Source organism: Xylanivirga thermophila (assembly GCF_004138105.1).
GTDB lineage: Bacteria > Bacillota > Clostridia > Caldicoprobacterales > Xylanivirgaceae > Xylanivirga > Xylanivirga thermophila.
Genome location: NZ_RXHQ01000013.1, coordinates 47,276 through 63,437, shown reverse-complemented (window position 1 = coordinate 63,437; position 16,162 = coordinate 47,276). Strand labels below are relative to the sequence as shown.

Genomic DNA, 16,162 nt, shown 5'->3' with positions numbered 1-16,162 from the left:
ATGAAAAGGACTTTTAGTATATTTATATGCTTAATATTGATAATAAGTCTTACTTCCTGTGTTCCGAAAAAAACTGACGGTGCAGTTGGGAAAAGAAACTGTATAATACAGGATGGCGCTGAGAAGGTTGTCTTTATAGATGCCTTAGGGAAGGAACAGACGGTACACAAAAACCCCAAACGGGTTGTATGCTTGTATCATTCATATTTAGAACTGTGGGATTTGGCAGGAGGCGAGGTAATAGGAAGAGTAGATAGTGGCCGCCCAATACCTAAAAAGGCACAAAATGCGCAAGTAGTAGGGGGGAATGGCCCTCCAAATGTCGAACGTATTTTGTCATTAAAACCTGATCTTGTAATCTTAAGTCCTACTATGAATGGACAGACGGATATTATAAAGGTGCTTGAAGAAAACAATATAGAGTATATCGGTCTTAAGTATGAGAACTTTGATGAGTACCTAGATGCCTTATACTTATTTACTAGGTTGACAGGCAAGGACGAACTATATGAGAAATACGGTATTGTCATAGAGAAAGAAATAAATGAAATAAAAGCAAGGGTGCCAAAGGAGAAAAAGCCAAAAGTTCTTCTATTATTTGCTACTGCAAGGGGTGTAAAGGCCAACTTACCCACATCTACTGTAGGGTCTATGTTTGAAGATTTAGGGGTTTATAATATAGCCTATGATCCTAATATGTCTGATGCACAGATGCAAATCTTCAGCATGGAGAAGGTTTTGCAGGAGGATCCTGATTTTATATTTGTTCAAACCATGGGGAGTAATGTGGTGGGCATAAGGGAAAAGATAAAAAAGGACGTGGAATCAAATCCTGCATGGGCATCTTTAAAGGCGGTCAAGAACGATAAATATATATTTCTAGATAAGGAATTATACCTCTATAAGGCCAACGAGCGATATAAGGAAGCTTATGAGGGTCTGGCAGAGATATTATATCCTGAGGTTTTTAATAAAAAATGATTAAGGATAAAAGATTGGTATTATCTATTATGCTTATAATACTATTCATAAGTTTTTTTATAAGCCTTGGAAATGGATCATTAAAACTTACACCTTCATTAATATTAAAGGCCATATTCTATGAAGACTTCGGAGTAAATCATCAGATCATATATAATGTAAGGCTTCCACGCACCATAGCCTCTGCTATAGTGGGCTCCTGTCTTGCAGCTGCTGGTGTAATACTCCAAGGGGTGATGTCTAATCCTTTGGCATCGCCAAACATCACAGGAGTATCATCGGGTGGGGGGCTTTGTGCCTTTATAATCCTTATACTATTTCCGGAATATTACTATTTGGTACCTGCAGGGGCATTTATAGGCGCATTGTCTACTACTATAATTATATATGCCCTGGCATGGAAGGATGGGGTTGATCCTATGCGGTTTGTATTATCTGGTATTGCCATATCATCATTTTTAAATGCAGGTACAAATGCTCTCATGGTGTTTTATCCTGATCGTTTGACAGGGGCTATGCAGTTCATGGTGGGAGGGCTTTCTTCGAGGACATGGAATGATATATATATGGTGCTCCCATATTTTTTACCTGCCATAGTTATCTCTCTCCTATTTTCACAGAGATTAAACATACTGGTGTTAGGGGATGATATGGCATCAACACTTGGATTAAATGTTCAATTCACTAGATTCGTGCTTATAATTATATCTTCTCTACTTGCGGCAAGCGCTGTTAGCATTGCAGGACTTCTAGGGTTTGTAGGTCTTATAGTGCCCCATATGGCCAGGCTGATTATAGGCAATGATTATAAATATCTTCTTCCTGCATGTATGCTTTTAGGCGGGAGTGTTATGCTTTTATGCGATACTTTAGCTAGAGTACTTTTTGATCCGATAGAAATACCTGTTGGGATCATAACTGCGATTTTAGGTTGTCCATTCTTTTTTTATCTGTTAAACAAAAGGAGATATTGATATTATGATAATGGAAGGTCATATGCTTTCCCTTGGATATGGAAATAGAGAAGTGATACATGGAGTAAATATATCCATTCCAGAAGGAAAAACAGTGGGTATAATTGGGCCCAATGGATGTGGAAAATCTACATTATTAAAGGCCTTTGCAGGTTGTCTGAAGCCTTCAGGGGGCATAATAAAATATGATGGTATTGACATACGTTCTATAAACCCCAAAAATCTGGCAAAGAAAATAGCATATATACCCCAGATGCTTGATATAAAAATTGATATTCCAGTTCAGCAACTCATATCTTATGGGCGATATCCATATGGAAACTGGATGGGTCGGCTAAGCAAAAAAGATCGGGATATAATAGATTGGGCTGCAAAATCAACAGGTATTAAGGATATGCTTGACAGGCCAATATCAAGTCTATCAGGTGGGGAGCGACAAAGGGCATATATCGCCATGGCTATTGCAAAAGAACCACAGGTGATAATATTGGATGAACCTACTACATTTTTGGATATATGCTATCAGCTTGAAATACTGGAGCTTTTGAAAAAACTAAATACAACTTTCCATAATGCCGTGGTAGTGGTGTTACATGACATAAATCAAGCCATGAGGTATTGTGATATAATATACGTAGTCAATGATGGCAATATATTTGATTTTGGACCTCCAGCACGTGTAATAGATGAGTGTATGTTAAGACGGGTATTTGGGATAGAAGCTTATGTATGCCGTAATGACCAGTATGAATTTCCATATATTATACCAAATGGATTTAAAAAAGGGGATAGTTAGATGATAGATACTAGGCTGGTAACGTTTATGACAGTGGCCAAGACTGGTAATTATACAAAAGCGGGGCAGATATTGCATCTTACGCAACCAGCTGTATCACAGCATATAAAATACTTGGAGCACTATTATGGTACATCCCTTGTGGATAAAAATAGTAAAGGAATTTACCTTACTTCCCAGGGAGAGGTACTTCTTAAGTATGTAAATCGGATGTTCAATTTATCTGAAGAGGCGAGGCGGGAGGTACAAAACTGCCGCCCCAAATACATAATAGGGGCTACCATGACCATAGGTGGGTATGTGCTTCCCTATATTTTGGGCATGTATAGACAGATATATGATGAAGATGTAATATTAAAGGTGGAAAACACACAAAATATACTGGAAGAGCTTGCAAGTGGGAAACTTCATTTGGCAGTAGTAGAAGGTGCCTTTGATAAAACAAAGTTTAAATTTAAAAAATTAAAAGATGATGAGCTTATTCTTGTAGCTTCACCTAATCATCCCTTTGCAAAAAAGGCATATGTGAATATCGATGAGATTATAAAAGGCAATTTGATACTAAGAGAACAAGGTTCAGGGACTAGAACCATATTTGAACGCTATCTAGGGGATTATGGATACCTGCTTGAGGATACAAATGTATATATGGAGATAGGGGATATAAATGCCATAATTTCTCTGGTGGAGGCGGGGCTTGGATATTCGGTTATATCACGAGAGGCGGTAAGGGGGAATATATCAGCTAATACGCTGGTACAGGTACCTATTGAAGGTATAAAGATGTATAGAGAATTTAATTTTGTATATTTAAACGCTGAGGATGATTTTGAGTTTATCGATAGGTTTATGATGTTTTGTATTAAAGAGGTAGAAAAAAATAGAGTGGAATTTTTCCACTCTATTTTGCTGCTTTTATTTCTGTCCATATCCTGTCATATGTTTTTAACATTTTACCAAGATTTTTAAATACTTCGCTATTTTTTAGGTCTGCTTCGTCTGGGTATGCAGTTTTGTCATTTGCAAGCTCAGGATCTAGCATTTTTCTAGCTTCTAAAACAGGAGTGGAATAGCCGATATAATCGGTATTTTTAAATGCTATATCCGGTTCACATAAAAAGTTTATAAACTTTTCTGCTTCTTCCTTATGCTTGCTGTTTTGAGGTATTACTACAGCGTCAAACCACAGATTGGTGCCCTCTTTGGGTATAACATAATCTAAATTAGGATTTTCACGCATGGAGTATATGGCATCTCCAGACCATACAACTGCCAAGGCTGCTTCTTCAGCAATCATCTTGTCCTTTACTTCATCCACCACATATGCCAGCACCAATCCATCCTTTTTTTGTTTTATAAGTATATCCTTGGCCTCTTCCAATTCCTTTTCGTTGTCGGTGTTTAGGGAATACCCCAACATCTTTAGGGCAATGCCAATAGAATCCCTCTGACTGTCTATCATAAGTACTTGCTTTTTATATTTAGGATTCCAAAGTATTCTCCAACTGTCTACATTGTCGTTTACCATATTTTTATTGTATAGGATGCCTACTGTGCCCCACATATATGGTATGGAATATTCATTATTGGGATCGTAATCCAAGTTTTTAAATCTATCTTCTATATATTTATAGTTAGGAATGTTATCCATATTGAGCTTATAGAGCATCCCATCATCTATCATACGTTTTATCATATAATCGGAAGGGAATAAGACATCGTAATTGCTCCCGCCTGACTTTATCTTAACATACATATCTTCATTGGTAGTAAATGTATCATAGTTTACCTTTATACCATATTTATTTTCAAATTCCTTTAAAACATTCTCGTCTATATAATCTCCCCAATTATATACATCTAAAGTGGGTTTTTGAGCCTTATCGCTGCTTCCACATCCACTGAGTAATGCCATAGTACCTATTGCTAATATTAACAACCATATAACATGAAATTTTTTGTTCATATTTCACTCTCCCTTTGTTTTTTAATATTATTACCAGACATCCTGGAATTTACTAATATTAATAACAATAATACGCTTACAAACATTATAGTAGATAGGGCGTTTATCTTTGGGTTTATGCCCCTTCTAGCCATGGAGTATACTACAATGGATAGATTGGATACTCCGGAACCTGTAGTAAAGAAGCTTATTACAAAGTCATCTATTGATAACGTAAAGGCCAATAGAGCACCTGTTACTACGCCAGGCATTATCTCAGGCAGTATTATCTTCCTAAAGGCGTACCATGGTGTAGCGCCTAGGTCCAATGCTGCCTCGTATACATATTTATTTAGCTGTTTTAGCTTTGGCATAACGGATAGTATAACATATGGAATATTAAATGTTATATGGGCAAGTAGCAATGACCAAAAACCTAGATTGCCAAAGCCAAACTTTGAATTTATAAAGATAAATAAAATCATTAGGGATATACCGGTTATTATATCGGGATTCAGCACAGGCAGATAGGTGATATTCAGCACCAGATTTTTTTTATGTCTCTTCATATTGTTTATGCCTACCGCTGCTGCAGTGCCTATTATGGTGGCAATTATGGAAGATAAAACCGCTACTAAAATAGTATAATAAAGGGCGGACATTATCTGAGTATCATTAAAAAGCTCCTTATACCATTTTAGAGTAAAACCTCCCCATACACCCCTTGAACGTGAATTATTAAATGAAAATGCTATTAGCACTGCTATTGGAGCATATAGAAAGAGAAATATCAAGAAAGTATAGAGTTTTTTAAAAAATTTGCCTACCATAATCCTCCTCCTTCATTTTGTTTTTCATATCGTGACATAATAGCCATGCTGCCAAGTATAAGAAGCATCATTATGATCGATATGGCAGAACCAAAGTTCCAATCACCTACATATATAAACTGTTGTTCTATTAAGTTGCCTATAAGGGTATATTGTCCACCACCTAGCAGTCGTGATATTACAAATGTTGTTACTGCAGGCATAAATACCATTGTTATACCGGACATAACCCCTGGCAGACTTAAAGGAAATATCACCTTCATAAATACATAAAAGGAGTTTGCACCTAAATCCTGTGCCGCCTCTATTACATTTTTATCTATTTTCATTACCACAGTATAGATGGGTAGCACCATAAAAGGTAGAAAATTATATACCATACCTAGCACGACTGCTTGATCATTGTAGAGTATATTTAAAGCAGGTAGACCTAAGAATTTTAAAAATATATTTATAAAGCCACGTTTTTCAAGTAGGGTCAACCAGGCATAGGTACGGAGTAAAAAGTTCATCCACATAGGTATTACAAAAAGTAGAACTAATATATTTTTCTTATCTATATCTTTACCAGCCAGTATCATTGCCATGGGATACCCTAAAATTAAGCATACTAATGTGCTTATGAGCGCTAATAGTATGGAATGCCAAAGTACATCTAGGTATATGGGATCCATAAAGCGCTTGAAATTTTCTAGTGTAAACTGTATTCCATTATCTGTAGGTATTGTTATGCTATAGAATACAACCAAAAAGAGTGGAACTACTATGAACAATACCATCCAAACTAGATACGGATAAGCAACCCACGTCTTTTTCATTGTGCCATCACCTTTTTCATAATATGGATATCATTTGGGAGTATCTTTAGGCCTACATTTGTACCAGTAGGTTCCATAAGGGTGCTATGAACTTTCCAAGTAAATTCATTGCTATCTACCATCATTTCATAGTGTACTCCCTTGAAGGTTACTGATTTTACAGTTCCAACAAGCATACCCTGATCTTGAGGCACTATCTTTATATCCTCAGGCCTTATTACTACATCAACTAGCTCATCATTGGCAAAGCCCTTATCTACACATTGAAAATTCCGTTCTGAGAAACTTACCAGATAATCCTTATGCATTATCCCGTCTATTATATTGCTCTCCCCAATGAAATTTGCTACGAAAGTATTCTTAGGTTCATTATATATATCTTCTGGAGTACCTATCTGTTGTATCAGCCCATCCTTCATTACTACTATGGTATCTGACATTGTGAGGGCTTCCTCCTGATCATGGGTAACATATATAAAGGTTATGCCCAGAGTTTGCTGCATGTTTTTTAACTCTATCTGCATATCCTTCCTTAGCTTCAAATCAAGTGCAGCAAGGGGTTCATCTAGCAGTAAAACTTCAGGTTCGTTTACCAATGCCCTTGCGATTGCTACCCTCTGTTGTTGACCACCGCTTAGGGAGTCTATGGACCTTTTCCCAAACCCATCAAGATTTACAAGTTGTAGCATTTTTCCAACCTTTTGACGTATGGACTTTTTATCCATATGCTTTATAGTAAGACCAAAGGCGACATTATCAAATACATTCATATGGGGAAAAAGCGCATACCTTTGAAACACAGTATTTACTTTTCTTTTGTAAGGTGGAACGGATATAATACTTTTACCTTCAAATAAAACATCCCCAGAACTAGGCTGTTCAAAACCACCTATTATTCGAAGCATTGTTGTTTTGCCACATCCGCTTGGTCCCAGAAGGGTTAAAAACTCATTCTGCCTGATGTATAGGTTTATATTTTTTAATGCTTCGGCTCCATTAAAATCCTTTGATACGTTTACTAGTTCTATAATGCTTGAAGCCATGTTTCATCTCCTCCCATATATTGAAATATTTAAAAGTTAGGCGGAGTAGATATCCACAATACGCGCGATATACTCTTGCCTGCATTTGTAATATAGTGCGTACTAGAGGGTTTGAAATAAAAACTTTCCCCTCTCTTCGCTTTTAGTTTTTGACTACCAAGGTATATATATATACTGCCAGAGATTACATACCCGAATTCTTCGCCTTCATGGGGCTCATCTATCTCTGAAGAACCACCAGGTTCTAGATTCAAAATGATAGGCTCCATATGATTTTTTTGGGAATTTGGTATAAGCCATACCACTTCATGGCCTAACTCATTGTTAGTCTTTACAAAGACATCATCTTTGCCAAAGACAATCTTCTCATCCTCCATATCATCGAAGAATTCCTTTAGGTTTGTTCCCAGACATTCTAATATATCAACCAAGGTAGCTATAGAAGGTGACGTTAAATCCCTTTCAACTTGGGATATAAAACCTTTGGAAAGCTCAGTTCTGTCGGCTAATTCCTTTTGTGTAAGGTTATTTTTAATTCTCAACCTTCTTATCTTTTCACCAATATTCATTATTTCACCCATTCATAAATGATGGTATTTTTTGTTTAGTGTACCTAAACAAAAAGTTCATTCTTAATAAACTCAATAAATTATATACATAAAAATATCTCGTTGTCAATTATAAAAATAAAATTTTTTTGGTTTTTATCATGCATATCTTATACGTTTCCATAAATCCGTTTAAAAATTCGTTCATTATGGTTAGAATGGTATTTTAAACAGATATAATGGTATGATGATTCCACATGCCCTTCAGTTTTTATAGTATTTATATCGTGTTAGTTGTTAGAAATTTGAGTTGCATTATATTTAAAAGGAGGATATAATACAATATAACATATGAACATATATTCATATGTGAAATTATAAAGCTTGAAGAAGGTGAAATAGTATGAATGGGAAAAAGATCGATAAGACCATAGAAGTATGTGGTGTAACGGTAATACATCAGGATGCGGTGAATAAGGTTAAAGCGGATATGATAGAGGATGATACCTTTTTAAGTTTATCAGAATTTTTTAAGGTGTTTGGTGATGATACAAGGCTTAAAATTATATACGCCCTTTCAAAATGTGAGATGTGCGTGTGTGATATTGCAGCCCTTCTTGGGATGAGCCAGTCAGCTGTTTCCCATCAACTAAAGGTTTTAAGACAATCCCGTTTAGTTAAATACCGTAGAAATGGTAAGGTGGTTTATTATTCTTTAGACGATGAACATATAAGTGAGATATTTAAGAAAGGATTGGAGCATATAAACGAATTATAGAGGTGATAACTATGGATAAAAGAAATAAAAAAGAAATTTATCTAAAAGGGCTCAGTTGCGCAAATTGTGCAGTAAAGATAGAAGACGGAACAAATGGCATACCAGGGGTCGGAGAAGCAAGTATGAATTTTTCAACAAGGACATTGATGGTGGAAATTGATGAAGGGCATCATCCAGATGAAGTTATAAAGGATATAAAGACCTTAGTAAGGGATATAGAGCCGGATGTCCAAGTAATAGAAAAGAATGACATTTTGGATGAAGAAGACGAAGAAGAGCATGGAGATGTCCATATATGGGCTCTGGTCATAAGCGCTATTTTATTTATCATAGGACTAATATTTGATTTTTCACAATGGACTTCATTTTTTATATTTTTTATAAGCTATGTATTGGTGGGATTTCCTGTCTTATCAAAGGCAGCTGTGAATATTACAAAGGGAAATTTCTTTGATGAAAGCTTTTTGATGGGAATTGCCACTATAGGTGCTTTTGCCATAGGGCAGTTCCCAGAGGGTGCAGCAGTTATGCTGTTTTATCAAGTCGGTGAACTTTTTGAGGATATTGCAGTGGATCACTCAAGAAAATCCATAAAATCTTTAATGAATATAAGACCGGATGAGGCTAATATATACCTAGATGGAGATATAAAGAGGGTGCCAGCTCAAAATGTAAAGATCGGAGAGACCATAGTAGTAAAACCGGGGGAACGGGTGCCATTAGACGGTATAGTATTAGAAGGTGTATCAATGGCTGATACATCGGCTTTAACAGGCGAACCAGTGCCAGTGGAGATAAAGGCGGGAGATGAAATACTAGCTGGATTTATAAATCAGAGTAGCGTGCTGAAGATCGAGGTAAATAAAGAGTTTGGAGAATCTACCGTATCCAAGGTATTGGATATGGTGCAAAATGCTGGTAGTAAAAAGGCAAAGACCGAGCGCTTTATGGCTCAATTTGCAAGGTATTATACACCTTCTGTAGTAGGTATTGCAGCTGTATTGGCTTTTATACTACCAATATTTGCGGGGAACTTTTCCAATTGGCTGTATAGGGCACTTATATTTCTTGTCATATCCTGTCCATGTGCTCTAGTAATATCCATTCCCCTTACTGTATTTGCAGGGATTGGTGCAGCTTCTAAGAAGGGGATACTCATAAAGGGTGGTAATTATCTAGAGGCCTTGGATAATGTGTCGGTGGTGGTTATGGATAAAACAGGAACTATTACCCGAGGGGTATTTGAAGTAACAGAGATACAACCGGAAGCAGGTATTACAAAAGAAGAGCTTTTATATTACGCAGCCTATGGAGAAGGCTATTCTACCCATCCCATAGCAGAGTCCTTATTAAAGGCTTATGGGCAAGGGATAGACAAGGAGATAATAAAGGGATATAAAGAGAGACCTGGTAATGGGATAGAGGCAATTGTAGGGGAATTTAGGGTGCTTGTAGGTAATAAAAGGCTTATGGATTCTTATGGCATCGAAGTGGAAGAAGTAAATAGACCGGGGACCATAGTGTATATTGCTGCTGATGAAAAATATGTAGGTTATATACTCATATCTGATATAGTAAAAGATGATGCAAAAGAGGCAATTTGTGATCTTAAATCCATAGGGGTCAAAGATATAATCATGCTTACTGGTGATAATGATATTGCAGCACGTAGTATAGCACAGGAAATAGGAATAACGCAAGTGTATGCAAAATTGTTGCCGCACCAAAAAGTTGAAAGGCTAGAATCTATAATAGCTGATAAAGAGGGTGAAGGTGCAGTAATATTTGTAGGAGATGGTATAAATGATGCCCCGGTGCTTGCCAGGGCAGATATAGGAGTAGCCATGGGTGGTTTAGGCTCTGATGCGGCCATAGAAGCGGCGGATGTAGTGCTTATGACCGATCAGATATCAAAACTGGTCCAGGCAATGAAGATATCCAGGCGTACCAAGCGTATAATGATTCAAAATATAATATTTGCATTGGGTGTTAAACTAATAGTGTTGGTGCTTGGTGCATTTGGCGTAGCCACTATGTGGGAGGCAGTATTTGCCGATGTAGGTGTAACTATAATAGCCATATTAAATGCCATGCGGGTAATGGTGAGACAGGGCTAAGAGTAGTGGATATCCCAAGGCATAGCAGGAAATAAGTTCTCCTAAGGCTACCCAACCCATGGTTATAAAGAGGGGTAGTCCATATAGATAATTAAGTACAAAGCCTATCACAATACCATTTATTATTATAGGCGGTATGGGTACCATCCATTTCTTTGGCATCTTATATGATAAAAATGCGGCAAGCAAAGTAGCTAGACTGCCAAATATGATGTCTATGATACCACCGCCACCATATATATTTGCTAAAATGCAGCCTATAAACAATCCTGGTATTGCAGCTGGAGTAAGGGCAGGTAGTACGGTGAGTGCCTCTGATATTCTAACCTGTACTTGACCATAGCTTATTGGCGCAAATGCTATGGTTACAGCTGCATATATGGCTGCTATGATAGCTGCTTGAGCAATATAACGTGCTGTTGTCTTCATCCTATGTTCCTCCCTTATATTTTTATGCAGTACTTTATATTAGATCATTTTATATTCTATGACAAAATATTCTTGATTACAAGTTGTATGTAAAATTAAGTTTTTATGCTATAATCAATTAGTATAGGGACTGAACAAAGTTTGTAGATAGATATACTAACTTTTGATTTATTTTTATTTTAATATTAAAGAAGGGGATATAGATATGGATTTTGATAAGGTAGTAAATCGTAGAGGTACTTATGCGATAAAATGGGATTATAACAAAGAGTTTTTTGGCAGGGAAGATGTATTACCAATGTGGGTGGCCGATATGGACTTTCTATCTCCAAAACCTGTGATAGATGCCTTAAAAAATAGAGTGGGACATGGAGTGTTTGGCTATACAGAACGGCCAGAGTCATATTATAAGGCTATAATAGACTGGGAGGAGAAGCGCCATGGACTCAAAATACAGCCTGAATGGATATTAAATAGTCCTGGGGTGGTTACAAGTTTGGCTTTTGCAGTAGATAGTTGTACTGATCCAGGGGATAGGGTGCTAATACAGACCCCTGTATATCCACCGTTTTATAATGTAGTAAAAAATAATGGGCGGGAGCTGGTTACAAACCCATTAAAAATGGTAGAAGGCCACTATGAAATGGATTTTGATGATTTGGAAGAAAAGTTTAGATCTGGTGTTAAGATGATGATACTATGCAGTCCCCATAATCCTGTAGGCAGAGTATGGACATATGAAGAACTAAAAACTCTGGTTGATATGTGCTCGCGATATGATGTCTTTTTGGTGTGCGATGAAATACATTCAGACATAGTATATAAGGGTTATAGGCATACTTCTGTATTATCTATATCTGATTGGGCAGCACAAAATACTATAACGTGTATAGCCCCTAGCAAGACATTTAATATAGCAGGTCTAACAACTTCGGTTGCAATTATACCAAATGAGGTTGCTAGGAAAAAATTTAAAGCAGGTATGGATAGATTTCACATAGAAAATAATCTTCTTGGTATAACTGCATTGGAGGCTGCCTATAGATATGGTGGAGAATGGCTAGATGAACTTATTATGTATCTGGGTGATAATCTTAGGCTCTTATCCGATTGCATAGATAGCGAAGTACCTGGGGTGAAGCTAGTAGTACCAGAGGGGACGTATCTGGCATGGTTGGATTTTAGGGCATTGGGTATGGACGATGATGAATTAAAATCCTTTATTATACATAAGGCTGGTTTGGGACTTAATGATGGTCCAAGCTTTGGTATAGATGGCAGTGGATTTCAGCGTTTAAACTTTGCCTGTCCTAGGAGTATTTTAGAGGAAGGATTATCACGCCTTAGTAAGGCAATTAAATGCCTGTGAGGTCAAAGGCGGGAGTATAATCGGATTTAGCCGATGATATATCCTGAATATATCCATTTTCCAATCCTATTTTACAGAAATAATCTATTATGGCATCATAATGTCTTTTGCTTATGGCATGGCTTAAAATTTTATGTTCCTTAGCTTTATAAACTGGCGTATACTGGGCCATTAGGCTTATGTATACGCTTTTTGGCAATGACATGGCAATCCAATCTAATACCTTTTTAGAATCGTCCATAAGCCCTGGTAGCAGCAGATGACGTATTATAAGGCCTTTCTTTATGATACCTTCATCATCCATAATGGGGCTTCCAACCTGTCTATACATCTCCAATATAGCCGAAGTTGCATGGTCAAAATAGTGGGAAGCGTTTGAAAATTCGATGCTGTATTTGTCATTATAATATTTTAAATCAGGTAGATATACATCTATTAATCCATCTAATTGCCTAATCGCATCTATATTTTCATAGGCATTTGAATTATATACAATAGGTATGGATAACCCTTTTTCTTTTGCCTTAATGATGGCATCTTTTATAGCATGTATAAATGGAGTAGGAGATACAAGGTTGATATTATGCGCTCCCATTTTCTGAAAATTCAAAAAAATATCCACTAGTTTTTCTATGGAAATATCTTTGCCAAAATATTCTTGACTTATGTCGTAATTTTGGCAGTATATGCATTTTAAATTACAATGGGAAAAAAATACTGCTCCCGATCCTCTAGTACCACTTATACATGGCTCTTCCCAATAATGTAGGGCTGCCCGTGCTAATTTTGGATAATAGGGTGCTTTGCATATGCCAAATTTACCTTCTATTCTGTTTGCGTTACAATTATGTGGGCATAGATTACAATTATCCATTATTATATCTCTATCCTTTCTGTATATTAATTTTTAATATTCTTTCGCCAATTTGCTAAGTACGCTTATGCTATACTCCTATGTGTTCTTCGGTTTTATACCATTTATATCGCTATTTATTGTGAAATAACACAAATCTATGTTATCATTTTTAAAAACTTCATATTTTACTATAAATATATTATAATATTTTACCTTTAGTCGGTTATAATATCAATTGAAAATTTAATATAAAGAAGGTGATTTTGATGACTAGTTTCAGATATTACGATTCTGGAGTATACTGTAATCCTTCTAGTATTGAAAAAGGGAAAAAAGTAAAGATCACATATGAAGGAATATTAGCAAAGGATGGTGCCGATAAGGTATATGCCCACGTTGGTTTCGGTTCTGATGACAAATGGTCTGGCAATAGTCTATATGAAATGGATAAGGTAAGGGATAACAAATTTGAAACCGAAATATTGGTAACTAATAAAGGTGATTTAAATATTGCATTTAAAGATTCTGCTGATCACTGGGATAATAACAATAGTAAAAATTATACCTTTAAATGTAATGGTAAATAAAGAGCTATGTTTTTGGGATGCCAGGGCGGCATCCCTTATTTAATTATTTTTAGACTAGATCCTATTTGTTTGGTCAATAATACTATAAATGACATCATCTTTGGAGAAAATAAGGAGGATATGGATATTTGAATATGGAGGCTTTAAATAGAGGGTTTGTAAGTGATTATCAGCTATATCTATTTAATGAAGGGACTAACTATTATGCCTACAGGATGTTCGGAGCACATATAAAAAAGGAAGAAGATATAAAAGGTGTACAGTTTACTGTATGGTGTCCTAATGTAAAAAGGTTAAGTGTAGTAGGGGATTTTAATAATTGGGACGGACAGGCAAATATCATGCAAAGTTTAGGCGATTCAGGGGTGTGGTCTACTTTTATACCTGACTTAGGAGAATATGTACTCTATAAATATGAAATAGAAACTTTTGATGGGAGAGTTTTTTTAAAAGCTGATCCATATGCCTTTTATAGCGAATTGAGGCCGGGCACTGCATCCATAGTATATGACATATATGATTATAGATGGCATGATGATGTATGGCAGATTCAAAAGAGAACTACACCGTTATATAATAAACCTATGCTCATATATGAGGTACATTTAGGCTCATGGAGGAGAAAAACCGGAGATAATATCATGGGATATAGGGAACTTGCAGATGAACTAATACCATATGTTCAGGAAATGGGATATACACATATACAAATAATGGGTATATCTGAATATCCTTTTGATGGCTCTTGGGGCTACCAAGTTACGGGCTATTATGCAGCTACCAGTAGATATGGAGCGCCACATGATCTTATGTATCTTATAGACCAGTGTCATAATGCTGGTATTGGAGTCATAATAGATTGGGTGCCAGCGCATTTTCCAAGGGATGCCCATGGATTGGCTCGATTCAATGGTAATCCATTATATGAATATACAGATTCTAGGAAAGGGGAACATCCCCATTGGGGTACGTTGGTATTTGACTATGCACGCAAGGAAGTACTCAGCTTCCTCATATCTAATGCCATATTTTGGCTGGATGTTTATCATATAGATGGTCTAAGGGTAGATGCAGTTGCGTCTATGCTCTATCTTGACTATGGAAAGCGTAGAGGTGAATGGTTGCCCAATAAATACGGGGGTAAGGAAAATCTTGAAGCTATATATTTTATGCGCAAGATGAATGAGATAGTATTTAGAGATTTTCCAAATACGCTCATGATTGCTGAAGAATCGACTGCCTGGCCTTTGGTTACTAGGCCGACATATGTGGGAGGATTAGGATATAACTATAAATGGAACATGGGATGGATGAATGATATATTGAAGTATATGTCGATGGATCCCATACATCGAAAATGGCATCATAATTTACTTACTTTTTCCATGACATATGCCTTTTCAGAAAACTTTATTTTACCCATATCACACGATGAGGTAGTACATGGTAAAGGCTCTCTTATTGAAAAGATGCCTGGGGATTATGTATCTAAATTTGCTAATTTAAGGGCTTTTTATGGATATATGATGGCGCATCCTGGTAAAAAACTTATCTTCATGGGAGGGGAATTTGGCCAATTTATAGAATGGAATTATAAAAAAAGTCTTGATTGGCATCTTTTAGATTATGATATGCATTACAGATTGAAGAATTATGTAAAGGAGCTGAACCATTTTTATCTAGAAAACAGGGCTTTTTGGGAGGTAGATTATGATTGGGAAGGATTTGAGTGGATAGATGCCAACAACTATAATCAAAGCATCTTATCTTTTATTCGATATTCACGTAATAGAAAGGATTTTGTTATAGTGGTATGCAATTTTACCCCCGTGACCTACGAGAATTATAGAATAGGCGTACCATATGATGGTAAATATATAGAGGTATTTAATAGTGATAATGAATGCTTTGGAGGCACGGGAATAAAGAACTTGGAGTTTATACAATATGAAAAGAAAAATTGGCATAATATGCCTTATTCAATAAATATATGTATTCCCCCATTGGCGACTATTTTTTTAAGAATGGCATCTATCTTTTTAGATAGGGAAGAACATAAAATTACAGATGCAAAAGGAGGCGAGTAGTTAA

At 36.3% G+C, this 16,162-nt stretch carries 16 protein-coding genes; 9 read left to right on the top strand and 7 right to left on the bottom strand.

The window, feature by feature from the left end:
• From EJN67_RS07655 to EJN67_RS07640, 4 genes are read left to right on the top strand one after another with little or no spacing between them, the layout of a single operon-like run.
• Positions 1-981 carry an ABC transporter substrate-binding protein gene (locus EJN67_RS07655; protein WP_129723756.1) on the top strand — a complete coding sequence of 327 codons (981 nt, stop codon included), beginning with the start codon at positions 1-3 and terminating at the stop codon, positions 979-981.
• Positions 978-1,955 (top strand): FecCD family ABC transporter permease, encoded by a 978-nt coding sequence (locus EJN67_RS07650; protein ID WP_129723755.1) that lies wholly within the window; start codon positions 978-980, stop codon positions 1,953-1,955. The genes EJN67_RS07655 and EJN67_RS07650 overlap by 4 nt, the downstream gene beginning before the upstream one ends.
• 4 nt (positions 1,956-1,959) lie before the next feature.
• Positions 1,960-2,751 carry an ABC transporter ATP-binding protein gene (locus EJN67_RS07645; protein ID WP_129723754.1) on the top strand — a complete coding sequence of 264 codons (792 nt, stop codon included), beginning with the start codon at positions 1,960-1,962 and terminating at the stop codon, positions 2,749-2,751.
• Entirely contained in the window at positions 2,752-3,720 is a 969-nt protein-coding gene (locus tag EJN67_RS07640) for a LysR family transcriptional regulator (RefSeq protein ID WP_129723753.1), read from the top strand.
• Here EJN67_RS07640 and EJN67_RS07635 read toward each other — a convergent pair.
• The 5 genes from EJN67_RS07635 to EJN67_RS07615 are packed head-to-tail and all read right to left on the bottom strand — an operon-like array spanning position 3,653 to position 7,956.
• A complete protein-coding gene (locus EJN67_RS07635; RefSeq protein WP_129723752.1) occupies positions 3,653-4,717 on the bottom strand; it encodes an ABC transporter substrate-binding protein in 1,065 nt (354 codons plus the stop codon). The genes EJN67_RS07640 and EJN67_RS07635 overlap by 68 nt on opposite strands.
• Positions 4,714-5,526 (bottom strand): ABC transporter permease, encoded by an 813-nt coding sequence (locus EJN67_RS07630; protein WP_129723751.1) that lies wholly within the window; start codon positions 5,524-5,526, stop codon positions 4,714-4,716. Before EJN67_RS07630 ends, EJN67_RS07635 begins: the two co-directional genes overlap by 4 nt.
• Positions 5,520-6,344: an ABC transporter permease gene (locus tag EJN67_RS07625; protein ID WP_129723750.1), complete on the bottom strand. Its 825-nt coding sequence runs from the start codon at positions 6,342-6,344 to the stop codon at positions 5,520-5,522. Before EJN67_RS07625 ends, EJN67_RS07630 begins: the two co-directional genes overlap by 7 nt.
• Complete coding sequence (potA, locus tag EJN67_RS07620; RefSeq protein ID WP_129723749.1) at positions 6,341-7,387, bottom strand: spermidine/putrescine ABC transporter ATP-binding protein; 1,047 nt, start codon at positions 7,385-7,387, stop codon at positions 6,341-6,343. Before potA ends, EJN67_RS07625 begins: the two co-directional genes overlap by 4 nt.
• A 29-nt stretch (positions 7,388-7,416) precedes the next feature.
• A complete protein-coding gene (locus EJN67_RS07615) occupies positions 7,417-7,956 on the bottom strand; it encodes a helix-turn-helix domain-containing protein (protein WP_129723748.1) in 540 nt (179 codons plus the stop codon).
• Positions 7,957-8,338: 382 nt separating this feature from the next.
• Between EJN67_RS07615 and EJN67_RS07610 the strand changes: the two genes are divergently transcribed.
• Together EJN67_RS07610 and EJN67_RS07605 are read left to right on the top strand one after the other, a co-directional pair.
• Entirely contained in the window at positions 8,339-8,713 is a 375-nt protein-coding gene (locus EJN67_RS07610) for an ArsR/SmtB family transcription factor (RefSeq protein ID WP_129723747.1), read from the top strand.
• An 11-nt stretch (positions 8,714-8,724) separates the two neighbouring features.
• Positions 8,725-10,830: a heavy metal translocating P-type ATPase gene (locus EJN67_RS07605; RefSeq protein WP_129723746.1), complete on the top strand. Its 2,106-nt coding sequence runs from the start codon at positions 8,725-8,727 to the stop codon at positions 10,828-10,830.
• On the opposite strand, the gene EJN67_RS07600 is transcribed toward EJN67_RS07605, so the two are convergent.
• Positions 10,795-11,259, bottom strand: a complete 465-nt coding sequence (locus tag EJN67_RS07600) for a QueT transporter family protein (protein WP_129723745.1) — start codon at positions 11,257-11,259, stop codon at positions 10,795-10,797. The genes EJN67_RS07605 and EJN67_RS07600 overlap by 36 nt on opposite strands.
• A 205-nt stretch (positions 11,260-11,464) precedes the next feature.
• On the opposite strand from EJN67_RS07600, the gene EJN67_RS07595 reads away from it, so the two are divergent.
• A complete protein-coding gene (locus tag EJN67_RS07595) occupies positions 11,465-12,628 on the top strand; it encodes a MalY/PatB family protein (protein WP_341538799.1) in 1,164 nt (387 codons plus the stop codon).
• Here the strand turns inward: EJN67_RS07595 and EJN67_RS07590 are convergent.
• Positions 12,615-13,502 carry a radical SAM protein gene (locus tag EJN67_RS07590; RefSeq protein ID WP_129723744.1) on the bottom strand — a complete coding sequence of 296 codons (888 nt, stop codon included), beginning with the start codon at positions 13,500-13,502 and terminating at the stop codon, positions 12,615-12,617. The two genes, EJN67_RS07595 and EJN67_RS07590, sit on opposite strands and share 14 nt — an antisense overlap.
• A 248-nt stretch (positions 13,503-13,750) precedes the next feature.
• Here EJN67_RS07590 and EJN67_RS07585 point away from each other — a divergent pair, with 248 nt between their 5' ends.
• Positions 13,751-14,071, top strand: coding sequence for a carbohydrate-binding protein (locus EJN67_RS07585; RefSeq protein ID WP_129723743.1), 321 nt, complete (start codon positions 13,751-13,753; stop codon positions 14,069-14,071).
• Positions 14,072-14,205: 134 nt separating this feature from the next.
• Positions 14,206-16,158 (top strand): 1,4-alpha-glucan branching protein GlgB, encoded by a 1,953-nt coding sequence (glgB, locus tag EJN67_RS07580; RefSeq protein ID WP_129723777.1) that lies wholly within the window; start codon positions 14,206-14,208, stop codon positions 16,156-16,158.
• Positions 16,159-16,162 lie beyond the last annotated feature (4 nt).